General features: G+C 71.2%; 27 protein-coding genes. 11 read left to right on the plus strand and 16 right to left on the minus strand.

Features of this window, described 5'->3' with window-relative positions; translation table 11 throughout:
* Positions 1–51 precede the first annotated feature (51 nt).
* Together ACO0E1_RS14575 and ACO0E1_RS14580 are read left to right on the plus strand one after the other, a co-directional pair.
* Entirely contained in the window at positions 52–918 is an 867-nt protein-coding gene (locus ACO0E1_RS14575) for an SDR family oxidoreductase (RefSeq protein WP_422874851.1), read from the plus strand.
* A 39-nt stretch (positions 919–957) separates the two neighbouring features.
* On the plus strand, positions 958–1,797 hold the full coding sequence (locus ACO0E1_RS14580) for an NAD(P)H-binding protein (RefSeq protein WP_422874852.1): 840 nt from the start codon (positions 958–960) through the stop codon (positions 1,795–1,797).
* A gap of 30 nt (positions 1,798–1,827) precedes the next feature.
* Here the strand turns inward: ACO0E1_RS14580 and ACO0E1_RS14585 are convergent, their stop codons facing one another.
* From ACO0E1_RS14585 to ACO0E1_RS14595, 3 genes are all read right to left on the minus strand, one after another.
* Positions 1,828–2,814, minus strand: coding sequence for an aldo/keto reductase (locus ACO0E1_RS14585; RefSeq protein ID WP_422874853.1), 987 nt, complete (start codon positions 2,812–2,814; stop codon positions 1,828–1,830).
* An 85-nt stretch (positions 2,815–2,899) separates the two neighbouring features.
* On the minus strand, positions 2,900–3,751 hold the full coding sequence (locus ACO0E1_RS14590; RefSeq protein ID WP_422874854.1) for a PHP domain-containing protein: 852 nt from the start codon (positions 3,749–3,751) through the stop codon (positions 2,900–2,902).
* Positions 3,752–3,784: 33 nt separating this feature from the next.
* Complete coding sequence (locus tag ACO0E1_RS14595) at positions 3,785–4,354, minus strand: TetR/AcrR family transcriptional regulator (RefSeq protein WP_422874855.1); 570 nt, start codon at positions 4,352–4,354, stop codon at positions 3,785–3,787.
* A 23-nt stretch (positions 4,355–4,377) separates the two neighbouring features.
* Here ACO0E1_RS14595 and ACO0E1_RS14600 point away from each other — a divergent pair, with 23 nt between their 5' ends.
* Entirely contained in the window at positions 4,378–5,571 is a 1,194-nt protein-coding gene (locus ACO0E1_RS14600; protein ID WP_422874856.1) for an MFS transporter, read from the plus strand.
* A gap of 135 nt (positions 5,572–5,706) precedes the next feature.
* Positions 5,707–5,928: a hypothetical protein gene (locus ACO0E1_RS14605; protein ID WP_422874857.1), complete on the plus strand. Its 222-nt coding sequence runs from the start codon at positions 5,707–5,709 to the stop codon at positions 5,926–5,928.
* Between the two features lie 22 nt (positions 5,929–5,950).
* On the opposite strand, the gene ACO0E1_RS14610 is transcribed toward ACO0E1_RS14605, so the two are convergent.
* Positions 5,951–6,850 carry an SDR family oxidoreductase gene (locus ACO0E1_RS14610; protein WP_422874858.1) on the minus strand — a complete coding sequence of 300 codons (900 nt, stop codon included), beginning with the start codon at positions 6,848–6,850 and terminating at the stop codon, positions 5,951–5,953.
* Positions 6,851–6,966: 116 nt separating this feature from the next.
* Here ACO0E1_RS14610 and ACO0E1_RS14615 point away from each other — a divergent pair, with 116 nt between their 5' ends.
* Positions 6,967–7,302 carry a DUF3140 domain-containing protein gene (locus ACO0E1_RS14615; protein ID WP_402728540.1) on the plus strand — a complete coding sequence of 112 codons (336 nt, stop codon included), beginning with the start codon at positions 6,967–6,969 and terminating at the stop codon, positions 7,300–7,302.
* A gap of 25 nt (positions 7,303–7,327) precedes the next feature.
* Positions 7,328–7,594, plus strand: coding sequence for a DUF7218 family protein (locus tag ACO0E1_RS14620; RefSeq protein ID WP_422874859.1), 267 nt, complete (start codon positions 7,328–7,330; stop codon positions 7,592–7,594).
* Here the strand turns inward: ACO0E1_RS14620 and ACO0E1_RS14625 are convergent.
* From ACO0E1_RS14625 to ACO0E1_RS14650, 6 genes are read right to left on the minus strand one after another with little or no spacing between them, the layout of a single operon-like run.
* Positions 7,536–8,858 carry a glycoside hydrolase family 125 protein gene (locus ACO0E1_RS14625; protein WP_422874860.1) on the minus strand — a complete coding sequence of 441 codons (1,323 nt, stop codon included), beginning with the start codon at positions 8,856–8,858 and terminating at the stop codon, positions 7,536–7,538. The two genes, ACO0E1_RS14620 and ACO0E1_RS14625, sit on opposite strands and share 59 nt — an antisense overlap.
* A complete protein-coding gene (locus tag ACO0E1_RS14630; protein WP_422874861.1) occupies positions 8,855–9,874 on the minus strand; it encodes a Gfo/Idh/MocA family protein in 1,020 nt (339 codons plus the stop codon). Before ACO0E1_RS14630 ends, ACO0E1_RS14625 begins: the two co-directional genes overlap by 4 nt.
* Positions 9,875–9,927: 53 nt before the next feature.
* Positions 9,928–10,914 (minus strand): Gfo/Idh/MocA family protein, encoded by a 987-nt coding sequence (locus tag ACO0E1_RS14635; protein WP_422874862.1) that lies wholly within the window; start codon positions 10,912–10,914, stop codon positions 9,928–9,930.
* A gap of 28 nt (positions 10,915–10,942) precedes the next feature.
* Complete coding sequence (locus tag ACO0E1_RS14640; protein WP_422874863.1) at positions 10,943–12,346, minus strand: ABC transporter substrate-binding protein; 1,404 nt, start codon at positions 12,344–12,346, stop codon at positions 10,943–10,945.
* Positions 12,343–13,281: a carbohydrate ABC transporter permease gene (locus ACO0E1_RS14645; protein WP_420364470.1), complete on the minus strand. Its 939-nt coding sequence runs from the start codon at positions 13,279–13,281 to the stop codon at positions 12,343–12,345. Before ACO0E1_RS14645 ends, ACO0E1_RS14640 begins: the two co-directional genes overlap by 4 nt.
* A 4-nt stretch (positions 13,282–13,285) precedes the next feature.
* Complete coding sequence (locus ACO0E1_RS14650; RefSeq protein WP_422874864.1) at positions 13,286–14,275, minus strand: carbohydrate ABC transporter permease; 990 nt, start codon at positions 14,273–14,275, stop codon at positions 13,286–13,288.
* A 175-nt stretch (positions 14,276–14,450) separates the two neighbouring features.
* Between ACO0E1_RS14650 and ACO0E1_RS14655 the strand changes: the two genes are divergently transcribed.
* Positions 14,451–15,680: an ROK family transcriptional regulator gene (locus ACO0E1_RS14655; RefSeq protein WP_422874865.1), complete on the plus strand. Its 1,230-nt coding sequence runs from the start codon at positions 14,451–14,453 to the stop codon at positions 15,678–15,680.
* A gap of 21 nt (positions 15,681–15,701) precedes the next feature.
* On the opposite strand, the gene ACO0E1_RS14660 is transcribed toward ACO0E1_RS14655, so the two are convergent.
* Together ACO0E1_RS14660 and ACO0E1_RS14665 are read right to left on the minus strand one after the other, a co-directional pair.
* On the minus strand, positions 15,702–15,983 hold the full coding sequence (locus tag ACO0E1_RS14660) for a hypothetical protein (RefSeq protein WP_281264330.1): 282 nt from the start codon (positions 15,981–15,983) through the stop codon (positions 15,702–15,704).
* Entirely contained in the window at positions 15,980–16,996 is a 1,017-nt protein-coding gene (locus ACO0E1_RS14665; RefSeq protein WP_422874866.1) for an HD domain-containing protein, read from the minus strand. The genes ACO0E1_RS14660 and ACO0E1_RS14665 overlap by 4 nt, the downstream gene beginning before the upstream one ends.
* A 123-nt stretch (positions 16,997–17,119) precedes the next feature.
* On the opposite strand from ACO0E1_RS14665, the gene ACO0E1_RS14670 reads away from it, so the two are divergent.
* Complete coding sequence (locus ACO0E1_RS14670; protein WP_422874867.1) at positions 17,120–17,923, plus strand: DUF1684 domain-containing protein; 804 nt, start codon at positions 17,120–17,122, stop codon at positions 17,921–17,923.
* Positions 17,924–18,078: 155 nt separating this feature from the next.
* Here ACO0E1_RS14670 and ACO0E1_RS14675 read toward each other — a convergent pair whose 3' ends face one another.
* From ACO0E1_RS14675 to ACO0E1_RS14690, 4 genes are read right to left on the minus strand one after another with little or no spacing between them, the layout of a single operon-like run.
* Entirely contained in the window at positions 18,079–18,639 is a 561-nt protein-coding gene (locus ACO0E1_RS14675) for a histidine phosphatase family protein (RefSeq protein WP_422874868.1), read from the minus strand.
* Between the two features lie 19 nt (positions 18,640–18,658).
* On the minus strand, positions 18,659–19,375 hold the full coding sequence (locus ACO0E1_RS14680; protein WP_422874869.1) for an MgtC/SapB family protein: 717 nt from the start codon (positions 19,373–19,375) through the stop codon (positions 18,659–18,661).
* Between the two features lie 10 nt (positions 19,376–19,385).
* Positions 19,386–20,756, minus strand: a complete 1,371-nt coding sequence (locus ACO0E1_RS14685; RefSeq protein ID WP_422874870.1) for a type II toxin-antitoxin system HipA family toxin — start codon at positions 20,754–20,756, stop codon at positions 19,386–19,388.
* Positions 20,749–20,976 (minus strand): helix-turn-helix domain-containing protein, encoded by a 228-nt coding sequence (locus ACO0E1_RS14690; protein ID WP_422874871.1) that lies wholly within the window; start codon positions 20,974–20,976, stop codon positions 20,749–20,751. The genes ACO0E1_RS14685 and ACO0E1_RS14690 overlap by 8 nt, the downstream gene beginning before the upstream one ends.
* Positions 20,977–21,160: 184 nt before the next feature.
* On the opposite strand from ACO0E1_RS14690, the gene ACO0E1_RS14695 reads away from it, so the two are divergent.
* The 3 genes from ACO0E1_RS14695 (at position 21,161) to ACO0E1_RS14705 (ending at position 24,633) form a co-directional block, all read left to right on the plus strand.
* A complete protein-coding gene (locus ACO0E1_RS14695; protein ID WP_422874872.1) occupies positions 21,161–22,432 on the plus strand; it encodes an acyl-CoA dehydrogenase family protein in 1,272 nt (423 codons plus the stop codon).
* 168 nt (positions 22,433–22,600) lie between these two features.
* Positions 22,601–23,362: an LLM class flavin-dependent oxidoreductase gene (locus tag ACO0E1_RS14700; protein ID WP_422874873.1), complete on the plus strand. Its 762-nt coding sequence runs from the start codon at positions 22,601–22,603 to the stop codon at positions 23,360–23,362.
* The gene (locus ACO0E1_RS14705) at positions 23,359–24,633 is read left to right on the plus strand and encodes an NtaA/DmoA family FMN-dependent monooxygenase (protein ID WP_422874874.1); all 1,275 of its coding nucleotides are present in this window, start codon (positions 23,359–23,361) and stop codon (positions 24,631–24,633) included. The genes ACO0E1_RS14700 and ACO0E1_RS14705 overlap by 4 nt, the downstream gene beginning before the upstream one ends.
* The last annotated feature ends 204 nt before the right edge of the window (positions 24,634–24,837 follow it).

A 24,837-nucleotide genomic window follows, 5' to 3' on the forward strand; every position in this document is an offset into this window, starting at 1 on the left:
TTCTTCGATTCCCATCTGTGCGCCGATCCGGCGCGATTCGAGAGGTTCACCATGTCCACAACGCTGCCCCTGCACGGCAAGACCGCCCTCGTCACCGGTGTCTCCCGACGCCGCGGCATCGGGTTCGCCGTCGCCACGAAGCTCGCCTCGCTCGGCGCGAGCATCGTCATCCACCACCACCGCCCGCACGACCTCGACCTGCCGTGGGGCGGTGACGACCTCGACGCCGTCCGCGACGGGATCCGCGCCCACCTGACCGAGGGTGCACGGTTCGCCGACCTCGCCGCGGACCTGTCGGACCCGTCGATGATCGCCGGTGTGATCGACACGGCCGAGGGGCTCGCCGGCGGGCTCGACGTCCTGGTGTGCAACCACGCCAAGAGCGGGGATGACGGCAGCATCCTCGACATGACCCCGGAGCGGCTCAGTGCCTTCTGGGAGGTGAACACCCGGGCGACGATGCTGCTCACCGCGGAGTTCGCCCGCCGTCGGGCGCCGCAGACCGGGGAGCAGCGGCGTCCTGGCGACCGGATCACCGGCAACGGCCCGTACGCCGAGCCGCAGGGGCACGTGTTCTGGATGACGTCCGGGCAGATCCACGGCGCCATGCGCGGCGAGGCCGCCTACGCCGCGAGCAAGGCAGCACTGGCCGGGGTCACCGCTACCGTCGCCGCCGACCTGCTGGAACTCGGGATCGTCCTCAACACGGTCAACCCGGGTCCGGTGAACACCGGGTACATGGACCCGGAGACGACGGACCGCTCGCTCGAGGGCCTCGATGAGTACCTCGCGAGCACGCCGTTCGGCCGGGTCGGACGTCCCGAGGACCCGGCAGAGCTCATCGCGTGGCTGTCGACGTCGGCCGGAGGCTGGGTCGTCGGGCAGGTGCTGACGAGCGACGGAGGATTCTCGCTCTGACGGCAGAGCCTCCAGGTCGCCGGCCGTAGAGTCGACCGCGTGCACGTCGTCATCGCCGGCTGCGGCGACCTCGGGACCGCCGCCGGACTCCGCTTCCACCAGGCCGGTCACACCGTGGTCGGCCTGCGCCGCAGCCCCGAACTGCTCCCGGCGTGGATCGAGGGACGCGCCGTCGACCTCCGGCACGACGCCCCGGTCATCGACGCCGACACGGATGTCGTGGTCCTCGCGCTCGCCGCGGGCAGCCGGGACGCCGAGACGTACCGGGCGACCTACGTCGACGGACTCCGGCACCTGCTCGACGGCGTCGATGCGTCCGGAGTCTCCCCACGCATCGTCGTGGTGTCCTCCACCGCGGTGTACGGCGGAGACGGTGTCATGACGGAGGACACGCCCGCCACCGGTGGCACCGTGACCGCCGACGTCCTGCTCGAGGCGGAGCACCTGCTCCGCGAGCGGGCACCGGGCGCGACCCTCGTCCGCCTCTCCGGGATCTACGGACCGGGGCGCACCCGCTTGATCGACCAGGTGCGGTCCGGCAGGGCCACCGTCGTCCCGGAAGGGGATCGCTCGCCGATGACGAACCGGATCCACCGCGACGACGCCGCAGCGGCACTGGTGCACCTCGCGACGCTCGACGCCGCACCGCCACTCGTCATCGGCACGGACGACGAGCCCGTCCGCCGCGACGAGGTGCTGCGGTTCCTCGCCGCAGAGCTCGGTGCCGGACCCCTGCCCGAGGCGCCTGCCGACGTCCCGGTGACGGACAAGCGCCTGTCGAGCGCGCTCCTGAAGTCCACCGGGTTCTCGTTCCGGTACCCGACCTACCGCGAGGGGTACCGCGCCGTCATCGCCGGGGACGGCATCCCGTACGCCTGAGCAGCGGGTACCGGATCAGCCGGCCTCGGATCAGCGGTTGACGGCGGCCATCCCCGCGGCGTCGTACCGGTCGCCGGCGACACCGACCCGGTCGGCCAGTCCGTCCAGGTCGGCGACGTCGTCCACGGAGAGCGCGATCGCCGTCGCGCCGGCGTTCTCGTCGATGCGCTCCGTGCGGCGCGTCCCGGGGATCGGGGCGATGAACGGGCGCTTGGCGAGGAGCCAGGCGAGCGCGATCTGCCCGGGCGTCGCGCCACGAGTGTCGGCGAGGGTCCGTACCGCGTCGATGAGGGCCTGGTTCGCGGCGAGGTTCTCGGTCTCGAACCGCGGCACCTTCCCGCGGATCTCACCCTCACCGAACGACGTCCCCGCGGCGATGGTGCCGGTCAGGAAGCCCTTGCCGAGCGGGCTGAACGGCACGAAGCCGATGCCGAGCTCCGCGCAGGTCGGCAGCACCGCGGGTTCCGGGTCGCGCGTCCACAGCGAGTACTCGCTCTGCACAGCGGTCACCGGGTGCACGGCATGCGCGCGACGGATGGTCTCCGCCGCCGCCTCGGAGAGCCCGAAGTGCTTGACCTTGCCCTCGGCGACGAGTTCGCCCACGGTTCCGGCGACGTCCTCGATCGGCACGTCGGGGTCGACGCGGTGCTGGTAGTACAGGTCGATCGCGTCGATGCCGAGTCGGCGGAGTGAGCCCTCGGCTGCTTCGCGGATGTGCTCGGGGCGCGAGTTCACGCCCACCGACTTGCCGCCCACGATGTCGAAGCCGAACTTCGAGGCGACGACCACTTGGTCGCGGATCGGTCGGATCGCGTCACCGACGAGTTCCTCGTTGTCGTACGGGCCGTACACCTCTGCGGTGTCGATGAACGTCACGCCGTGTTCGACGGCGTACCGCAGCACGCCGATCATGTCGTCGCGGTCGCCGGGGTTCGGGCCGTAGCTCTGGGACATGCCCATCGCGCCGAGTCCGATCGCGGAGACCTCGAGGCCCTGGCCGAGTGTCCTGGTGTGCATGCGTGCTCCTCTCGTCGAGATCCACGCTACGGACGCGGCGTGCGCGGAAGGAGTCACGGACAGGACACCCCAGCGCGAGAGCCGGCTAGCGCAACCAGGGATCCTCTGGTCGTGTTCCTTCCCGGAACCCGAAGTGTTCGAGCATCGCCATCGCCTCCGGGAAGTGCGCCGCGAGCGTCCCCTCCTCGTGCGAGTCGCTCCCGAACGTCACGGCGCGACCGCCCTCGTCGCGCCACCACTCGGGAATCCACGGCCACAACCGCCTCGTGTTCATCTCCAGCGCGCGCCCCGACCCGGCGATCGCGCGCATCGCCGTCCGGAACCGCTCCTCGAACCGCCGCGGGTCGAACGGCCCGGCTGACTCCGACGGCCACGTGCGCGCCGCGTAGTCGATGTGCGTGAAGACCTCGAACGAGTCCGAGCCGGCGACCATGCGGGGGATCTCGTCGAGGTAGGCCCACATCACCTCGTCGGGATCGCGTTGGTGGAAGAGCGTGACGGGCTCGGTCCGGTCACCGTCCGTGAACGGCAGCATGTGCAGGGATCCGTTGACCCGGTCGATCGCACCGGATCGGAGCACGTCGGCCGCCGCCGCGTCCCAGACGTGGGGCTGCCCGAACTCCACCCCGGTCAGGATCCGGAGCGCGGGAAACGCCCGGCGGCACCGGTCGATCGACTCGAGGTACCCGTCGAGGTCGAACGGCGGCAGGCGCACGTGGTTCGTCTCGTCGACCAGGGCTTCCTCGTGGCCGTCCATGTCGCCTGGTTCGACCCGCCACCGGTCCTCGAAGTCCAGGTGCTCGGTGAAGACGAGCGCGGGCAGACCGATCCGGACAGCACGAGCACACGTCCGCTCCATCAGCCCGACGGATGCCGGATCGGTCGCGGCGTCCCACGACCACTCGCTGTGCACGTGGGCATCCGCGGTGAGCCTCATGCCGGCCATGCTGCCAGGAGACCCTCGTCGGCGTCACTCAGTGCCGTGCCCGTCCAGCAGGCTCGACGCCACCGCCCGCGCCACACCGGTGTCGGCATCGGCGTCCCGGAGGCGCATGGCGAGCGCCCCGGAGACGACGAGCGTCAGCTGCTCGCCGAGCGCCGTTGCCCGACCGCCCACGAGGGGCACCGCCAGCTCCGTGAGCCGCGTGCGGAGACCCGACGTCTCTGCATCGAGCACGACGCGGATCTCCGACGGCGCATCGGCGTACTCGGACGCGGTGCCGAGGAACGCGCACCACCGTGACGCCGCCGAGCGGGTGCGGTAGTCGTCGAGTGCGTCGAAGACCGCCAGCAGCCGGCTCCGCGCACCGGTCTGCCGTTCGACCGCAGTAGTCCACGTCGCCTCCCAGTCCAGCCGGCGCCGCTCGAGGGTGGCGGCGACGAGTGCCTCCTTGCTCGGGTACCCCCGGTAGAGCGTGGCGGACGAGACCCCGGCACGCTCCAGGACCGCGTCCACCGAGGTCGCCGCGATGCCGTGCGTGAAGAACAGGTCCTCAGCGGCGTCGAGGAGCTTCTGCTCGGTTCCTGCACGCATGGCCATGTCAGCACCCTAGACTCCGAAAAGTGAAACGATCGTTTTCGAAAGGAACCGGGCTCGCCGTTGCCGGCACAGCCCTCGTCGCGGTGACCTACGGCCTCGTCCGCCTCGCCTACGGGCTGGTGCTGCCGGACGTGCAGGCGGACCTGGGGTTCGGTGCGGCGCTCGCCGGGGGGATCTCCGCTGGGGCGTCCGCGATGTACTGCGTCGGCGCGGTGATCGGGTTCCTCGCGGCGACGAGACACCCGCGCTCGCTCGTGGTCCTGGCCGCGAGCACTGCAGCGGTCGGTGCTGCCGGGATGGCGTGGAGTCACGACGCGACCACCTTCGGCGTCGCGGCGGTCCTGAGCTCGACGGGCGCCGGCGCTGCATCACCGGCGCTCGTCCGGCTGGTCGCGCGGAACACGGCACCGGGTCGGGTGCCTCGCGCGCAGGCGGTCGTGAACGCGGGGACCGGGCCCGGGCTCGTCGGCGCCGGGCTCCTCGCACTCGCGGTCCTGCCCGAGTGGCGCACCGCCTGGTTCGTCGCCGCGGCCTGTTCGGTGCTGGCCGGGGTCGCCGTGCTCGGCACCGACCACCGTGGTCGCGACGACAGGACGGAACACGGTCGCGACGACACGTCGGAACGCGGTCACGCCGACACGACGGAACGCGGTCACGCCGACATGACGGAACGAGCGGAACGACCCGAACGACCGACGGGGTCGTGGTTCGTCGCGCACCGCCGGCTCCTCCTCGCGGCGCTGCTGCTCGGCGCCGGCTCCGCCGCGGTCTGGAACTACGGCCGATCCGTCCTCGTCGACGCCGGTGTCGATCGGGAGGCCTCCATCACCGCCTGGATCGCCCTCGGCCTCGGAGGCGCTGCGGTCGTCGTCACGAGCCGGTGGACGGGCACCATGCGACCGGCGCGGCTCTGGGGGATCAGCGTGACCGCGGTCGTGGTCGGCTCCCTCGCGCTCGCCGTGGTGCCCGGTGCCGTCCCGGTCGCGCTCGTCGCCTGCCTGGTGTTCGGGTGGGGGTACACCGCGGCGACCGGGGCGCTGATCGCCTGGACGACCGAGATCGACCCGGATCGTGCGTCGGCGGGGACCTCGATGCTCTTCGTCACCCTGGTGCTCGGGCAGGCGCTGGGCGCCGCCGCGGCCGGCGCCGTGACGGCGTTCGCGCTGGCGGCCCTGGTCGGACTCGCCTCCGCTCCGGCGGCCGGGCCGCGGCACTGAACGTGCGCACCGCCGGACGGGAGGCTCGGCGCGCGCCCGCACCGAGCCTCCCGTCCGCCCCGTGGTCGCGTCGCGAGCCGCGCGCACGTCCGATGTCCAGGTCGGGCCACGCGCGGTGCGGCAAGATGGCGTCTCGTGAACCCACAGCCGCAGCAGCCCCGCTGGCGCAAGACCTGGTCGACCGTGCAGGTCGGTCTGCTCTCCGCGGCGGTCATCGCCTGCATCGTGATGCTGTTCGTCGGCGACGGCACCCTGAACCGGGTGTGGGCCGTCGCGCTGGTGTTCTTCGGGATCGCGCTGCTCGGGCACATCACTTTCCTCGTGTACACGGCGCGGTACGAGCGCGACAGCCGCTGAGTCCGTCCGCTGAGGCCATCGGTCAGGGCGTGACCATGCCGCCGTTCACGTTGAGCGTCTCGCCGGCGACGAAGCTCGACTCGTGCGATGCCAGGAACACGTACGCGGGCGCGAGCTCGGCGGGCTGACCCGCGCGGCCCATCGGCGACTCGCTGCTGCCGAACTCCGGCAGGGTCTCGGGGTCGACGCCGCTGGTGACCTGCAGCACCGACCAGGTCGGTCCCGGCGCGACGACGTTCACGCGGATGCCCTGCTCGATGAGTGCCTGTGAGAGGCCCTTCGAGAGGTTGTTGATCGCGCCCTTCGTCGCCGCGTAGTCGAGCCGGTCGGGTGCGGGCTTGTACGCCTCCATCGACGCCGTCGTGGTGATCGTCGACCCGGGGTGCAGGTGGGGGAGCGCGGCCTTCACGAGCCGGAACAAGCCGAACACGTTGACGTCGAACGTGGCCTCGAACTGCTCGTCGGTGATGTCGAGCAGGTCGGGCTGCCAGACCTGCTTGCCCGCGACGCTGACGAGCGCGTCGATGCCGCCGAGGCCCTCGACCGCCTCGGCGACGAGGCGTCCGGCGTACTCGCGGTCGCGGAGGTCACCGGGGATCGCGACAGCCGTGCGCCCGGCGGCGCGGACCTGCTCGATGACGTGGTCGGCGTCCTCCTGCTCCTCCGGCAGGTACGCGAGTGCGATGTCGGCGCCCTCACGGGCGAACGCGATCGCGACGGCGCCGCCGATACCGGAGTCGGCGCCGGTGATGAGCGCCTTGCGGCCGGCGAGACGGCCAGTCCCGCGGTAGGTGTCCTCGCCGAGGTCCGGGACGGGCGTCATCCGGGCCTGCAGGCCCGGTTCGGGTTGCGTCTGCGGCTCTGGTGAGACGTCGGGGTAGCGCGTGCGTGGGTCGGCGGGTTCGTACTGGTCCTGTGGCATGCGTCCACCGAACCCGACGGCCCCTGTGAGGCGGTCGAGCGGGCGCGGAACCGGCCCCGCCGGCCGGGGGACACCGGTCAGCCGGATCGTCCAGCGGCCGGGACGATGGTGGTGCCATGAGTGACGACGACCAGCAGACCAGGGCCGACTTCGCCGATGCGGTCAACATGACCGCGTCCGAGCTCCGGAAATGGCTCGACACCGACGAGTCCAAGGAGGTCGGGCAGAAGTCCGGCGGGAGCACCGAGTCCACCGGGCACGAGAGCGGACGGCACATCGTCCGCATCCTCGAGAAGAAGCAGGCCGACTACACGGACGCCGACTACGCGCACATGCGGAAGGTCGTCGGGTACGTCGCGCGGCACGCGAAGCAGCGCCCCAAGGGCGACGTGCACGACACGGCGTGGCGGTACTCGCTCATGAACTGGGGCAACGACCCCGAGAAGCACTGAGGCTCGGCGGCGTACGGTCTCGGCCATGCCGAACCAGCAGATGCGGGGCGTGAAGAACCCCGAGATGTACGAGGAACTCCGAGCAGAGGGCAACTCCAAGGAGAAGTCCGCGCGGATCAGCAACGCCGCGGCCGCGAAGGGCAAGCGGGCGGTCGGGAAGAAGGGCGGGGAGTCCGGCTCCTACGACGACTGGACCGTTGCCGATCTCCGGAAGCGTGCGAAGGAGCTCGGACTCACCGGGTACTCGTCGAAGCGGAAGAGCGAGCTGATCGAGGCGCTCCGCGACCACTGAGGTCGTCCGCCACGGTCAGTGCGAGCTCGCAGAACATCGCGTCGGCCCACGAGAACCACTCCCGCGAGAACGCGGCGGGGTCGTCCACGTCGAACGACTCGTGCATGCGGCCGGTCCCAGCGTCCGTCGCGAGCAGGACGGCGAGCAGTTCCCGTCGGCGCTCCGGCGTCCCGGTGATGCCCTCGACGCAGAGCGCGATCGGCCACACCCGGTTCGGCTCGGTGTGCTGGCTCCCGATGCCCTCGGCCGCCGCACCGCTGAACCAGTACGGGTTCGCGGGGGACAGCACCAGGCGTCGGGTCGCGGCGGTGACCTCGGCGTCGATGACGTCGGGCGCGTCGAACGGCAGCGAGAGCAGCGAGGGCATGTTCGCGTCGTCCATGAGCACGACGCCGCCGAGCCCGTCGACCTCGTACGCGTAGACCCACTCGCCGTCGTGCTCGACGATCCCGTGCCGCCGCACCCCGTCGAGGACGGCCGACCGCAGTGCGTCGGCGTCGTCGGCGAGTCGCTCGTCGCCGTACACGTTGCGGGCGATCTCGGCGAGGTCCAGCAGCGCCTGCGCGGCGTGCAGGTTCTCCGGGACGTTGTAGCCGTACGTGCAGGCGTCGTCCGACGGTCGGAACCCGCACCAGGTCATGCCCGTCACGGCGACGGGCGTGCCGCGACCGTCGCGGTCGAGCGTCTCGGTGGGGATCCCGACATCCCGGACGAACCGGTACGCGGACGCGTCGTGGTCCTGTTCGGCCCGCCACTGGTCGACGATCGTGCGGAGGACCCGGTGGGCGCGCTCGTCGAACAGGTCGGTGCGCCCCGTCGCGGTCCACAGTCGGTGGGCGAACTGGACGGGGTAGGCGAGACTGTCGACCTCGTACTTCTGCTCCCACACCGACGGGTCCGCACAGAGGTCCCGGGCATCGTGGTGCGCGCCGGTGGCCGAGCGGTTGAAGGCGTTGGCGTACGGGTCGTGGTCGATGCACCGGAACTGCCGGCGGACGACCCCGGTCAGGACGTCCGCGATCGCCGGGGAGTCGGCCGCGAAGCGCAGGTAGGGGAGCATCTGCGTCGTCGAGTCGCGCAGCCACATCGCGGGGATGTCGCCGGTGATGACGAAGGCGGTGCCGTCGTCGTCGAGGGTGATGGTGTCGGTCAGCGTGCGGGTGAGGGCTTCCTCGACCCGGTCGCCGACGCCGACACCGGCGGTGCCCCGGACCGCGTCAGCAGCGGTCCGGAGCACCGAGGTGGTCTCGTCGTCGAGGATCACGCGGAGACCGGCTCCACCTGGAGCACCGACGCGATGGAGCCGCTGTGGGCGCCCTCGTACGCGGCGAGGATCATGCCCAGCACGGCGATGCCCTCCCGCTCGGTGTGGATCGGACGCGTGCCGTCCCGCAGGCACTCGCCGAACGCGCCGATCTCCGCCGCGAACGTGTCCACGTCCTCGTAGGTCACGGTCTCGCTGGTGCCGTCGAGCAGGTCCCAGCGGAGCGTGGTGCCGTCGCTCGTCAGGGAGCCGAGCTCACCGACGGCGCTGAAGCGCTCGGTGCCGGCAGCCGGCTCGTACGCCCAGCTCGTGACGAGCTGGCCGACGGCGCCGTTGTCGAAGCGGAACAGGGCCTGCGCCGAGTCCTCGCCCTCCATGAACGTCAGTCGGTGCGTGGAGAGCAGCGCCGTCGCCTGGACGGGGACGCCGCCGGCGAGGTGCATGAGCAGGTAGCTCGGGTGGTAGCCGGTGTCGATGAGCTCGCCGCCGCCGCTCTTCGACGCGTGTGCACGCCAGCCCATGTTCTCCGGGTCGAAGTCGTTGCGGAAGCTGTCCGTCGTGCGCACCTCGTACACGGTGCCGAGGACGCCGGTCTCGATGAGCTCCTTCGCCTTCGCGACCGCCGGCATGAAGAGCTGGTTGTGCGCACACATCAGCGTGACGCCGGCCTCGCTCACGGCGGCCTGCACGTCGCGCGCTTCCTCGGGGGTGAGGCAGAGCGGCTTCTCGCAGAGGACGTGCTTGCCGGCCCGTGCCGCGGCGACGATCGCGTCACGGTGCAGGTGGTGCGGCAGGCAGATGTCGACGGCGTCGATGTCGGCGCGGTCGAGCATCTCCTGGTAGTCGGTGAAGTGGGGCACGCCGAGCTCGGCGCCGCGGGCCTCGGCGGTCGACGCGAACGCATCAGCCACCGCGGCGATGCGGATGAGGTCCGGGTGCTGGGCGTAGCCGGCGATGTGTGCGGACGCGATGCCGCCGCCGCCGATGAGTCCGACGCGGATGGTGTCGTTGGACATGGTGACTCCTGGTTTCGTGCTGGGTTGCTGGTGTCGGTCGATCGTGCGGCCGGTCAGGCCGCGACGGGGGTGCGCGCAGCGGCGTTCGCGGCGACGACGAGCCTCGTGAGCTCGACGGCGCGGGCGATGTTGTCGTCGGCACGCGTGCCGGAGGTGATGTGGTCCACCCACTGTCCGAAGGCGTCCTGGCCGTCCTCGGGGACCGGGATGGTGACCGGCTCGTCGCCGTACGCCGACCCGCCGGCGGTGAGCCGGGCCTCCTGGTCGGAGAACGAGAGCCATCCGCCGGTGCCGGCCACGTCGATCGTGAACGGGGTGCCGGCGACGAAGCCGGCCTCGATGATGCCGATCGCCTGGGAGGCGTAGCCGACCGTGACGACCGCGTGGTCCTCGACGGCGCGGCCGGTGACGGAGCGGTAGACGGCCTCGACCGAGTCGGGACGCGCACCGAGGAAGAGCTGCGTGAGGTACACGGGGTGGCAGCCGAGGTCGGTCAGCGCTCCGCCGATCGCGGTCGACGGGTCGAAGAAGCGCTCCGGCAGCCACGGCCGGATCGCGCCGTCGTGCGACAGGCGGACGCGGGCGTGGTTGACCTCGCCGAGGCGGCCGGACCGGATCTCCTCGAGGATCGCCTGGGTGTAGCCGTGGTACAGCCGGGGGAGCGAGACGATGAGCTTGACGCCGGCGGCGTCGCAGGTCGCGATGATCTCCTCGCACTCCTCGACCGTCGGGGCGAGGAGCTTCTCGGTGAAGACGTGCTTACCGGCGCGGGCGGCGCGGGTGATCACGTCGCGGTGCACGTCGGTCGACGTCGTGATCGTCACGGCGTCGATGTCCTCGCGGGCGAGCAGCGCGTCGAGGTCGTCGGTGAACTCGACTCCGAACTGCTCGGCGCCCTCGCGGCCACGGGCGACGTCGTCGTCCCACACGGCGACGAGCTCGGTCCCGGGGTGTTCGACCGTCTGGCGGGCGTAGTCACCGGCGTGGACGTGCCAGAAGCCGAGGACGGCGACGCGGATCGGGGTGGTGGTGCTGGGCATGGTTGCCTTTCATGAGGGGGTCCGGTCGCTAGACCTGGACCTTGTCGTAGTCCTTGGGCAGCTTGAACGGGGAGTAGGTCTGCATCATCGGGTTGACCCGCGCCTGTGCCCGCTCGACCGCCTCCTGCGGTGAGGCGGTGCCGAGGAGCACGCTCGATCTGGCGTCGGCGAGCGAGTCCCACCAGGCGCCTCCGACGGGCAGGGGCGGGCGGCAGGTGGAGTCGGGCATCGACTCGACGAAGAAGCGGATCGACTTCGCGGAGCCCTTCGGGTCCTTCAGCGCAGCGATGTTCGACGGGACGCTCGTGGCGGGGACCATGTAGGTCTCCTGGCCGCGCTTGCCGGTGAAGTACTTCATCAGCTCCCACACGGCCTTGTTCTTCTTCGAGCCCTTCGGCAGGCAGAGCGCGAAGCCGCCGGACCAGGTGTACTTGTCGTCACCGGCGGCCTGGGTCGGCAGGTACGCGACGGTCCAGTCGAGGTCCTTCGGCCCGTAGTTGTCGAAGGTCTGGATCGTCGAGGGGACGCTGACCATGAACGCCATCCGGTTCGCCAGGAACGCGGTCTGCCCCGGCGGGTGTCCTGTGGGCTCGTACGTGGCGATGAACGTGTCGGCGGCGCGGTAGCCGTAGCGCTGCGCCCACTCGTCGTAGAACTCGTAGATCTTCTTGACGCTGCCGGAGTCCATCGTCATCTGCGAGTCGGCCTGGTCGAAGTAGGACGCTCCGAGTCCGAGGCCCCACGTGAACGGCCAGCCCTCGCCGTACCAGGGGAGGAGGCCCATCTTGCTGTAGTTGCCGCCCTCCTTCTTCGTGAGCTTGTCGCTGACCTCGGCCATCCGGTCCATGGTCACCGGGCCGTTCTGCTCCCAGTCGAACTCGTCGACGTCGAGCCCGGCGTCGCGGAGCATCGTGCGGTTCACGAACATCCCGCGGGCGTCGGTGTCGTGCGGCAGGCCGTACGTCTTGCCCTGGTACGTCAGCTCGCCGACGGTGAACCCGAGCCAGGAGGACAAGAACTCCTCCTTGGAGACGTTCTCGAACTCGTCGATGAGCTCGTCGATCGGCTCGATGAGCCCGATCGCCGCGTACTGCGCCGCGCTGAACCGGTCGAGGAGCCACAGGTCGGGAGCGGTCCCGCCGCGGACGGCCGTGATGACGCTGGTGGCGTCGCCGGTGCCCTGCGAGGGCACCTGGTTGACGCGGACGTCGATCTCCGGGTGCAGCTGCTTGAACTGGTTGATGACCTTCGTCTGGAACGGCACGAAGGTGCCCGTGACGCCCCAGATCGAGACCGAGTTCGGGTTGCTGCCAGCACCGCCCGTCGCGCACCCGGCGGCGAGCAACGCGAGGGCACCAGCACCGCCCGTCGCGGCGGCGGCGCGGAGGAAGGTCCGGCGGTCGAAGGCGGCGCCGTTGTGTCGCGCGTTCACTTGAAGCTCCCGATCTGGATGCCCTTGAGGAAGGTCCGCTGGAAGAAGAAGAACAGGATGACGAGCGGCAGGATGATGAGGATCGATGCCGCCATCAGCTGGTTGAACTGGAAGTCCGCGCTGTTGTTCAGGCGGAAGACCTGGAGGCCGATCGACAGGGTCTGCACGTTCTCGTCCTGCAGGTAGATGAGCGGCCCGAGGAAGTCGTTCCAGGCACCCACCGCGGCGAAGATGCCGACCGTGACGAGCGCGGCCTTGGCCTGCGGGAAGACGATGCGCCAGAGGATGCGCCACTCGGACGCGCCGTCCATGCGTGCGGCGTCGAGCAGGTCCTTCGGGATCTGCAGCAGGAACTGCCGGAGGAGGAACACGTAGAACGCGGACCCGAACAGGCTCGGCACGACGAGCGGCAGGAAGGTGTTGATCCAGCCGAGCCGCGCGTACAGGTCGAACATCGGGATGAGTGTCACCGGGAACGGGATGAAGAGCGTCGCGAGCACGACGTAGAACATCCGGTCGCGGCCGCGCCACTCGATGCACGAGAACCCGTAGGCGATGACCAGGTTGGACACCATCGAGAACAGCGTCACGAGCACGGTGATGATCAGCGTGTTCCGGAAGAACGTGAAGAACGGCATCGCGTTCACGGCATCGCCGAAGTTCGACCAGTCCAGCCACTGCGGGAACCAGGTCGGGGGGAACGCGCCGAGCTCGCTGTTGCTCTTCAGCGCGGAGATCACCATCCAGTAGATGGGGATGAGGAACAGCAGGCTCATCGCGATGAGCACCACGCGGGCGCCGATCGACGACCACGGCGAGCGGACGGAGCCGTCGGCGTTCCTGGAGCGGTCCGCGCGGGCGTTCCTGCGGTCCTTGGGGCGGACGTCCTCGATCGACGACGTCTCGGTGGACACTCGGTCCTTCTGCATCGTCATGGCGTCACTCCCCGCTCACGTCGTAGTTCACGAACCGCTTGGACAGCCAGTAGACGAGTCCGGAGAGGATCATCCCGGCGAGGAACAGGAGCACGGCCATCGCACTCGCGAACCCGAGCTGCGCGTAGCTGAACGCGTTCTTGTAGAGGTAGAGCATGTAGAACAACGTCCCGTTGTCCGGAGACCCGAGTCCGCCGGATCCGGACGAGATCACGTACGCCTCGGTGAACACCTGCAGGCCGTTGCTGATCCCCGTGATCAGGTTGAACAGGATCGCGGGGGAGATCAGCGGCAGCGTCAGCGCGAAGAACTGCCGCACCGGACCGGCGCCGTCGACACGTGCTGCTTCGTACAGGGTCTTCGGGATGCCGCGCATGCCGGCGAGGAACACCAGCGCCGCGTTGCCGGCACCCATCTGCGCCAGCGCGACGATCACGAGCTTCGCCGTCGTCGGGTCGCCGAGCAGGTTCGTCGCCGGGACGCCGACGAGCTTCAACGCCTGGTTCACGATGCCGGTCTGCGGGTTGACGAGCACGACGAAGATGAACGCGAGGGCGAAGGTCGGGATGAGGGACGGGATGTACAGCGCCGTCCGGTACCAGCTGATCTCCTTGACGTCCTGGTTCATCGCGAGCGCGATCACGATCGCCACGACGATGCCGACGGGCACCGCGATCACCGCGTAGAACAGCGTGTTGCCCACGGCGGTGTGGACGAGTGGGTCGATGAAGGCGGCGATGTAGTTGCCGAACCCGACGAAGGTCGCCGCATTCATGCCGGAGTACCGCGTCAGGCTGATCACGAAGGAGTAGATCAGCGGGTACGCGATAAAGACGAGGACCCCGAAGATCCACGGGGAGATGAAGGCGATACCGATGCGGAGACGTCGCTTCTCCGCTGCGGTCCAGGGGTGTTTCTTCCCCGCTCGTCGACCGGTGCGCTCGGTCGGTGGAGCGGGTCGCGCTGTGGTGGCCGGGCGAGCGGTCGTCGTCACGGGCGTCCCTTCGAGTTCCCGTGTCACACCGGTGTGACGACGGGCGCGACCACCTCGGTGTGGTCACTCGGCGATCTGCCCGTCCGGATCAGTTCAATCCAATTGATTGACAAATTCGCTTGGTCAGGAATGCTAGGGACCATGCACGAGCCTCGTCAAGCACCGGATCGCTGAGATGTCTGCAGGGCAGAACGCGACCCACATCGCAGCGCACAACCGCGCCGTGGTGCTCGACGTCGTGCGTCGCGATGGTCCAGTGACCCGTTCGGCGCTGACGACCCGGACGGCACTGACCGCCCAGACGGTCTCGAACATCGCGGCCCGACTCCTCGCCGACGGCTTGGTCCGTGAGACCGGCGCGGCAGACAAGCTCCTCGACGGCACGGCCGCCGGTCGTCGCCTCGAGCTCGCTCCGGGCGGTCGCTTCGCCGTCGGCGTCCACCTCGACCCCGCGCAGGTCTCCGTCGTGCTCCTGGACCTCGCCGGGGGGCTCGTCGCCGAACAACACCTCGGCGCGGCCGCCGTCGACGATCCCTCGTCGACGCTCGACGCGATGGCCGGCGCGGTCGACCACCTCGTGACCGCCGCTCGGATCGACCGCGCGCGCGTGGCGGGCATCGGTGTCGCGGCACCAGGCCCCATCGAGCAGGACCGTGCGGCGCTCGGCGCTCCCGTGCAGCTCGCCTCGTGGTCCGGCGTCCCGCTCGCAGCCGAACTCGCGGAGCGCACCGGGTTCCCCGTCCGCATCGAGAAGGACGTCGTCGCGAGCGCCCTCGCCGAGTGGTGGACGGCGCGATCGACCGAGGACCTGGTGTCGGTGTACCTCGGGCACGGTGTGGGAGCGGGCATCGTGGTCGGTGGCGAGGTCGTCCGCGGCAGCACCGGCAACGCGGGGGAGTTCGGCGGCATCCCGGTGCACGCGCACGGCGGCTGGACCGAGCTCTGGGACGCCTGTCAGCCCCTCCAGCAGGTCCGGCGCGGGGTGGCCGCCGGGTTGCTCCCACCGGTCGCCGAGGACCCCGCGTCCGTCCGCGCGGCGTTCGAACGGCTGTGCGCGCTGCCCGCGGCGCGGCCGCTCCTCGCCGAGGCCGGCGCGGCGCTCGGTTCGGCGCTCGTCCACGTCGTCGAACTCCTCGACGTCCAGCGCGTGGTCGTCGGCGGGAGCGCAGCACTCGCCGGCGGCGCGACCCTTCTCGACGCGCTGCAGGCGCGGCTCTTCGAACGCCTGGGCTCGCGTCGCGCTCCAGCGGTGGCGTTCACGGCGCTCGGCGAGGACGTCGTCGCCCGCGGCGCAGCGTGCGCCGTGCTGCTCACCTCCGCCCCGGCCGGTCCCGTCGTCCCCGCGGTGCGGCAGATCCGGTCGGGAGGCCCGGCTCGGCCCCGCGACATCGCCCACCCCTGGTAGGCGGTCGCGGCAGCGCTCGTCTCAGACGCCGAGGCGGAGCAGGAGCGGGCCCAGCAGGCCGATCACCCAGATCGCGACGATGGCTGCGGCGCCGATCGCGAGGCCGCGCCGCTTCCAGCGTCGCCTGGGGGTCGCCGGCTGCTCGCCCCACATCTGCGTGCGGACCATCATCCGGTTCGCCTCGCCGACGAGTTGCCGGATCTGCGGGTCGTCCATGTCGAGACGGCCCTCGCGTGCGTGCTCGGCGATCGCGGCTGCCTCGTCGAGGGACAGCCCGTCGCTCGTGCTCCCGGGACCGGTCATGACGTCATCGTCCCACTCCGGAGCGCGCTCGGCACGCGGGTGCGCTGGACGGCGAGGTCGAGGGGGATCCCGCGCTGCAGCTCGGTGACGTCCTCACTCGTGATGACCGCGCCGTCGACGGTGGGCAGGTCCAGGTAGGTCCGGCGGATCACATGGGCGAGGGCGTCGTCGGACGCCGGGGTGTGTCCGTCGGCGAACTGCCAGTGCTCCGGGTGCCGACGGAGTTCGACGGCCTCGTCGACCGTGGCCGGGTCGGCGAGCAGCACCGCCCAGAGCTCGTCGTCGGTGAGCCCCGCGAACCTGGTGGGCGTGAGCGTCCCCGTGTCGAGCACGCGCGTCACCAGCGACCGGAGCACGACGTTCGGGACGATGTTCGCCTCGGACCGCTGTGCCCGGGCCTCGCGCACGGCGAGGTCCACCACCTCTGCGGCGGTCGTGGCGTCGGTGTCCACGGTGCCGTCGACGAGCCGCAGCCGGTCGAGGAGCTCCGCTGGCGGCGAGGTCGTCCGGCCGTGCGCCTGACCGCTGCGCAGGAACGAGTCGAGGTGGTCGAGCTTCAGACCGCCGCTCCGGTTCGTCAGCGGGGACGGCAGTGCGCCGTCGTCCGTGCTGATCACGGCCTCCGGGTCGATGCCGCCCTCGCGCAGCACGTCGGCGAGCCCGCGGACCGCCGCGCGACCGAGCGTGTGGTGGTCGAGGCCGCCGAGCCCCTCGAGCGTGTGGCTGAACGGCAGGTGTCCGACGTCGTGCAGCAGACCGGTGACCCGGGCGAGCGCGTCGTCGGGGTCGAAGTGCGCCACGAGGGCGAGCACTCCGAGCGAGTGCTCGAGGCGCGTGTACGTCTGCGTCGTGGTGATCGACGCCGCGCCCGCGTGGGCGATGAACGCGAGCCGCCGGACCGGCCACGTCGTGAGGAGCGTCCTTTCGAGGGGCGTCAGTCGGACCTCGATGCGCCAGAGCGGGTCGAACCACACACTGTCGATGCCCAGTGTGTCCACTGCGTCGCCGTGCACGTGACCTCCTCGACCCTGCCGATCTCACGCTACCGGTGCGACCACCGGTCCGCCGCGCACACCGGTGACGCCCCGTGTCGTCCCGAGTCGGCACCGGGTGCCCTGACGACGTACCGTCGACGCATGACCACGACGACCGAGACCTCGTTCGCAGCCGACTGGCGCGCGTGGCACGACGCGCACGAGGCCGCTCGCGCCGACGAGCACGGCTTCCTCGCCATCACGAGCATCCGCTGGCTGACGTGGACGCCCGAGCGCTTCGAGGACGCTCCCGGAGCTTGGTCGACGAGCGAGGACGGTCCCGTCGTGGAGCTCGCGGACGGGGAGTCGCTCGAGATCGACGGCGCCGTCGTCACGGGCACGCACCGGTTCGGGCCGCTCGCGGAGCGTTCGTCCACCATCGCCGTGTGGCGCACCGACGAGGAGACGACCGTGGTCGAGGTCGCCCGCCGTGGTGGCAGCGACGTCGTCCGTCCGAGGCACCCGTCGAGCCCGATCCGCACCGGGTACCGCGGCACACCGGCCTACGCACCGGACGAGCGCTTCGTCGTCGACGCCCGGTTCACCCCGTTCGACGAGCCGCGCGAGGTCACGGTCGGCTCCGTCGTCGACGGACTCCAGCACGTGTACGCCGCTCCCGTGACCCTGTCGTTCGACCTCGACGGGCCGCGGACCCTGCTGGCGTTCAACGGGCACGGCGACGGGTTGCACGTGCTGTTCACCGACCGGACGAGTGGCGTCACGACGTACGCGGCGAACCGCAGCCTCGACATCGACGCCCCCGATGCCGAGGGCCGCACCCGCATCGACTTCAACCGCGCGACGAACCTGCCGTGCGCCTACACCGCGCACGCCACCTGCCCGCTGCCGCCCGCCGAGAACCGGCTCGACGTCGCGGTCGAGGCGGGCGAGCAGCTCCCGGCCTGAGTGGGTCTCCGGACACATCCCGCGGGTACCAGGCGGTGACGACCGGACCGCGACCGTAGGCTCGCGACGGGAACACGGGGGGGAACCGACCACCGGTCGGACTGGAGGCGCGGGGCGGGCCGTGGGGGAGCCTCCAGTCCGGTGGGTGGGCACCTTCAGGGCGTCACGCGCGTCCAGCTCGACGTCGCGCGCCACGCGCGCGGGTCGAACGTGAAGACGCTGCCCATGCCCGGCTGGTCGAGGTCCCTGCCGATCGCCGCCCCGGTGAGGTCCGCGAGGAGCAGCGCACCGACCGCGCCGTGCGAGACGATCGTGACGTCGGAGCCGTCAGCGGTGTGTCGGCGGACGGCATCGACGATGCGGGCCTGCGCGTCGACCGCGCGCTCCCATCCCCGGACCGACTCGGCGGGACGGCTGAAGAAGGCGTCGACGACCGGTTCGAACTCCGACGGCGGCAGGTAGCCGGTCGCGCTCCGGTCGATCTCGCCGAGGAGCGGGTCGACCGTCGTGGTCCGGCCGACGGCCCGGGCGAGGAGGTCGGCGGTCTCCATGGCCTTGCGCTCCTCGCTCGAGACGATCCGTGCCGTGCCGGGACCCCAGGCGTGTCGGTGTGCTGCAGCGGCGCGGGCCCGGCCGGTGTCGGACAGGTGCCACGACTCGATGGGCGCGGCGGGGTCCACGACGACCTCGGCGTGGGTCAGGAAGAACGAGGGCATCCGTCGATCATGGCAGGGGTCACTCCAGGTCGTCGGCCGCGGTGGGGTCGACCGCGCGGACGCCGTCGACCTCGCCGAGCTGTGCGAGCAACATGCCGGCGTCCCGAGGCCCGGTGACCTCCAGTCGGACCGCGGTCGTCTCGTCGCGGTCGCTGTCCTGCTGGACGAGTCGGCCGACGTGCCAGCCGCCGGCCGTGACGAGCGTCAGGACCTTCGGGAGCACGCCACGGCCCGAGTCGTACAGCACGTCGAGCGTCAACGACGACTCGGCTGAACGGGGGAGCGCGCGGATGAGCGCGGTGTAGCCGAACACCACCACGAAGTGCAGGGCGGTCACCACGAGGGCGAGCAGCCAGAGTCCGGCACCGGCGGCCATGCCGATCGCCGCGGTCTCCCAGACGGAGGCCGCGGTGGTGAGCCCGCGGACGGCTCCCCGGCGGGTCAGGATCAGCCCGGCGCCGAGGAACCCGACGCCCGAGACGATCTGGGCCGCGACGCGCGACGGGTCGAGGACGACGTGGCCGGCGAGCAGGACGTCGCTGAAGCCGTACTTGCTGACGAGCAGCATGAGCGCAGAGGCCGTGCCGACGATGGTCTGCGTGCGGATACCAGCGCTCTTCGACCGGAGCTGCCGTTCGAGCCCGATGAGCGATGCGAGCGCGAACGCGAGCAGGACCTCGCCGATCTGCACCAACCCCTGCCCGGCGAACGGCGCGGTCAGGTCGTTGATGGTCATCGCGTCGACGCTACTCTCCCCGTCTCGCCGCAAACCGCCCGGAAGTGGTTCGGGCAGCAGCTTGCGTCTCCGCAGCGGGAAGCGACCTCATCTGATCGATCGATCGGATGACCGCAGCCGATCGGCGTGCCGCCGCGTCGAGGAAGGCGGTGCGGAACGCGTCGTCGACGCCGACCTGGGCGCCCGCGAGCGCACGCAGCCCCTCGGAGATCGCGTCCGGGAACGCCGAGGCGATCGATCGGGCGCGCTCGAGGACCCACTGCGGGTCCACGCCGACGTCTGCCGCCGTCCGGGCGACGTGCCGCGCCTGTGTCGAGTCGACCCGGTAGTCGGAACCGAGTTTCATCGCGAGCTTGACCTGCTTCGGGTGCATGCCGTCCACGCGTTCGTACGCGAGAGCGGACGCTGCGTCGTACATCGGTGCCAGGTCGCTTCCGCGTGCGGTGTGGAGGAGCGACGAGTTCTTGGCGTGCGCGTCCGTACTGACGGCGACCCAGTGGAAGACCACGCCTTCCACGAACCGCCTGATGCCCTCGGTGGCTGCCCGGCCGCGCAGGGCGTCGCGGAGGAGGCCTGCGCAGCTCCGGATGCCCGGCCCGCCGTCGGACTCGTACTTCGTCTCCGGGTCGATGCCGAGTGCCTGGACGAAGTCCTCCTGGTGGACGCGTTCGACCGTGCCGTCGGGGTGACGCACCCGGTCGTACCGCTCCACGGCGAGCACGACCTCGTCGCCGAAGCGCTCGATCGTGGTCGTCGCAGCGTCGATCCCGACGGCACGCGCTGCCCGTTGCGTGAGGTGCTCGACGACACCCTGGTGTGGGAGGCCGAAGATCCCCGGCTTCAGGATGTGCGTCGACGGCTCGCTGCCCCACGGGACGGCCCACCCGTCATCCGTGCGCCGCAAGGCGAACTTCGACTGCATCCCGGCGAGCGAGAAGTAGCCGCCGTGGTCCGCTGGCATCGCCCAGGCCGACGGATCACCGCGCAGGGCAGCGAGATGCTCGGCGACGTCGGCGTCGTCGACGGGTTCGAGACCGCCGGGGAGATCGAGGTCGTCGCTCGTCGTGGTCGAGAACTGCACGGCGCCAGCGCAGTCCAGGCCGATGTGCCGGAGCAGGCCGAGCGGTGTGTTCGCCGTCTGGAACCGGGCTGCCCAACGGCTGCGGACCCGCGCGTCGTCGGGGAGGAGCCCCTGCAGGTACGCCGACACTCGCGGACCTTCGTGCACGCGCTGTGACTTCACGAGTCCTGCGCTCAACTCGAGTCGGCCAGAGGACCGTCTCCACTCGTCGTCGAAGGTCAGTCGGTGTGCACCGTCGGACTCGGCGACGGACCCGATGCGTCGTCCCCCCAGGTACACGCCGAGGTGGGTGTCAGGCATCGGCCGGCTCCGCGGTGAGCAGCGCGGTCAGGTCGAGGATCGCGAGGAGTCGCAAGACGGTGGCGAGTTCGGCAACCGAGGTGGATCGACCGTTCTCGAAGTTCGACACCCACTGCCGGCTTGTCCCCAACTCGGCTGCCACGTCCGCCTGGGTCGCGCCGAGCATGGTCCGTCGTTCCCGGACGATGTTCGCCCAGTCGATGACGCGATCTGCGATCATGAAGTCTCCGTGTCCGTCAAGGCTGACATGGGGCAGCGTGTCCGTCGAACGTAACATTGGCGGTCATGTCCGTCAACGCTGACACGAACGACGTGCCGCTCCGGTGTGACGCCCGGTTTCGCCGCGTTGCACGAGGTTGCGGCCGCGGTGTCCGGCCGTGCGCGTGGTCGGTAGCGTGCGCCGCATGTGCCCGAGTGAGATCCCAGCAGACGACCGGTACGACGAGCTCATCGCGCCGCTCCGACCCGTAATCGAGCGGATCGGACTCGACGCATTCGAGCGGGAGCGTGACGAGCGCCTCGCGACGGAGCAGCTCGGGTGGCTCGTCGAGGCCGGGTTCGCGCGGTGGCGAACCCGGGAGGACTGGGGCGGCGTCGGGGCTCGGCTGTCCGACCTGTTCCGCGCCGTCGCCGAGATCGCCGAGGTCGACCCGAACTTGGCGCACGTGTGGCGGAACCACTTCTCGTTCGTCGAGGACCGGGTGCACGCGGACGGCGGCGCCGCTGATCGGGACCTCGTCGCACGGCTCGGCGACGGCGAGGTCGTGGGGGGCGGGTGGAGCGAGACGCCGAACGCCACCGGGGAGCGCATCACGACGACCGCGTGTCGGGACCCGGACGGCGGCTGGCGGATCAACGGCGCGAAGTTCTACTCGACGGGCAGCGTCTACGCCAGGTGGATCACCGTGATGGCCATCGACGAGGCGGGGGAGCAGGTCGTGGCACTCGTCGACGCCGAGGACCCCGACGTGGTGGTCGGTGACGACTGGGACGGCTTCGGGCAGCGCATCACCGGGAGCGGCAGCGTGCGGTACACCGACGTGCACGTCCCCGACGAGCGCGTCCACCCGTTCGCCACGCGGTACCCGTACCAGGAGCAGTACTACCAGACCTTCATGCACGCGATCCTCGTCGGCATCGGGCGTGCGGCGCTGCGTGACGGCGTCGCCGCGCTGCGGGCCCGTGCCCGTGGACACCACAACGGGACCGAGGCCCGCCCCTCGCACGACCCGGAGCTCCTCGGTGTCGTCGGGACCGTCGCCGCGCGGGTGTACGCGGCGGACGCGGCGTTCGTCGCGAGCCTCGGGTCCATCGACGACGCCGTGGACCGCCACGCGGAACTGCTCGCGGCCGGAGTGGATCCGGCGACGGACGAGACGCTCACGGGGCTGCTGCAGCGAAGTTGGATCACGGTGGCTCAGACGCAGACCGTCGTGACCGATGCGGTCTTGGACGCCACGACCGTGGTCTTCGACGCGCTCGGTTCGTCGGGGACCTTCCGCGCGATCGGCCTCGACCGGCACTGGCGGAACGCCCGCACCCTGTCGTCGCACAACCCGCGCGTGCACAAGCGGCGGATCGTCGGCGACCACCTGGTGAACGGCGCGAGCCCGCTCGACCGGCGGGACCCGACGGCAGCCGCCGCCTCGTCGAGCGCTGACGCCGTGACCGCGTAACGCCCGGTCGCGCCGTGACAGCCGCGACGTAACGCCCCGTCATCCCGCGCAACGCGGTGACGCCCACGGGCAGCGCGCTCATCGCGACCCGTACGGTCGTCCGCAACGGCCCGCCACCCGGCGCTGGGGAGGCGACGGTGGCGGGCCGCTCCCGATCCCGGAGGACAGATGACGGACACCAGCAGACGCATCGCATCGCCGATCCGCGTCCCAGACCCCGACCTCGCGACCGCGGTCCACGAGCCCGGCGGCATCGCCCGACTCGCGGACCGGATCCGGCGCACCGACGCGGACACGGTCGTCCTCGGCGCGGACCGGTTCGTCCCGGCACGGGCCGGCGGACCACGGGTCGACCCGACGTCGGCGGCCCTCGCCCTCGGCCGTGTGCTGCCGGCGCACCGCTTCCTGATCGCCGTCGCCCCGACGCGGGACCACCCGTACAACGTCGCCCGCCGCGTGCTCTCCCTCGACCACGTGCTCGGCGGTCGCGTGGGGCTGCTCGTCGGTGCCCACGACCACGGTGCCCACGACCCCGGTGCGCGCGACCACGGTGCGCACGAGCCCACTGCTGACGACGAACGCTTGCACGACCCCGCCGAGTTCGCACGGGTGGTCCGCGGTCTCTGGGCGACGTGGCCGTTCGACAGCATCGTGGGGGACCGTTCGACCGGGGTGTTCGCGGACACCGATCGCGTCCGGCCGCTCGACCACGACGGCGGACCCGACGGGTACCGCGTCCGTGGGCCGTTGACCACCCCGTCGCGTCCTGGCGGCTCACCCGTGCTGGCGGTCTGGGACGACGTGGACCTGCCCGACGCCGACCTGCGCCTCTCCGCCGTGACCCCCGTCCTGCCGGCGAACGACGTCCTGCCGGCGAACGACCGCCTGCCGGCCGACGTCGCGCAGCCCGACCCGGCGACCGCCGCATGAGCCGCGACGCCGACGCCGGACTGGTCCTCGGCGTGAACCTGCAGGGCTTCGGGCAGCGACCGGCAGCGTGGCGGACCCAGGACGTCGCCGCCACCGACCTCCTCACCGCGGCGTTCTGGGAGGACCTCGGGCGCACCGCCGAGCGCGGCCTCCTCGACATGGTCTTCCTCGCCGACCACCCCGCGTGGAGCGACCCGAACGTCCGGGCGTACGGATTGCTCGAGCCGTTCGTCGCCCTCGGGGTGATCGCCGGCGCGACGACGCACCTCGGGCTCGTCGGCACCGCGTCGACGACGTACAACGACCCGGTGGAGCTCGCCGAGCGGACCCTGTCGCTCGACACCGTCTCCGGCGGACGGGTCGGCTGGAACGCGGTGACGACGTACGACCCGTCGGTGTCCGCGAACTTCGGCGTCGCACGGAACCCCGACCGCCCGGAGCGCTACGCCCGCGCCGGGGAGTTCGTCGACCTCGTCCAGGCGCTGTGGGCCTCCGCCGTGACCGGGCGCACCGTGCACCACCGCGGCGAGTTCCTGTCGCACGACGGTCTGCTCCGGGTCCCGCCGTCCGCGCAGGGGCACCCGGTCGTGTTCCAAGCAGGGGGATCGCCGCACGGCCGCGACCTCGCCGCCCGGGTCGCCGAGGGCGTCTTCGCCGTCGAGCTCACCCCGGAACCCGCCCGGGAGCACCTCCGCGCCGTGAAGCGCGCCGCCGAGACGTACGGCCGGCGGTCCTCCGACGTGACGGTCGTCCCCGGGCTCTCGCTCGTCCTCGGCAGCACCGAGGCCGAGGCCCGCGCCCGCTTCGACCACCTCGAGTCCCTGGCGCCGGACGGGTACGCACTCCGGGCGCTCGGGACGCACCTCGACGCCGACCTCAGCGGCCTCGACCCGGCGGCGCCCATCCCGTCGTCGATCCTCGACCGAGAGGTCGACCCCGTCACGTACGGCCCGTCGCTCGGGTACCACGAGACCGTCGTCCGCTGGGTCCGCGCGAACAACGCGAGCCTCCGCGAGGTCCTGCGGGGCTTCGGCGGGTACGGCGCGCGGATCGTCGTCGGCACACCGGAGCAGGCGGCGGACACGATCGAGGACTGGTACCGCACCGGTGCCGCCGACGGCGTCAACCTGATGATCGACGAGTTCCCCCGGGGGCTCGAGACCGTCGTGGACGAACTCGTGCCGATCCTGCAGCGCCGCGGCGTGTTCCATCGCGAGTACGAGGACGCGACCCTGCGCGGCCGGCTGGCCGCGCGCCGTCACGCCGCGTGAAGGCGGACGGGAGGCTCGTGGCGGCCCCGCCACGGGCCTCCCGTCCGCCCGAGCCGGACTGGAGGCGCGGGTCGGGCTCGCACCGTGCCTCCCGTCCGCCCGTCGCTGCGTCTGCAACCAGCGACAGAGTCGCTGGGTGGATTCAGGTGGTGGTTGCAACACCTGTTTCTGTTGGTCGTGAGAGTAGTTGCTTGAGTGCTTCGG

The sequence above is a fragment of the Curtobacterium guangdongense genome (genome assembly GCF_049341845.1).
Taxonomy (GTDB): domain Bacteria; phylum Actinomycetota; class Actinomycetes; order Actinomycetales; family Microbacteriaceae; genus Curtobacterium; species Curtobacterium guangdongense.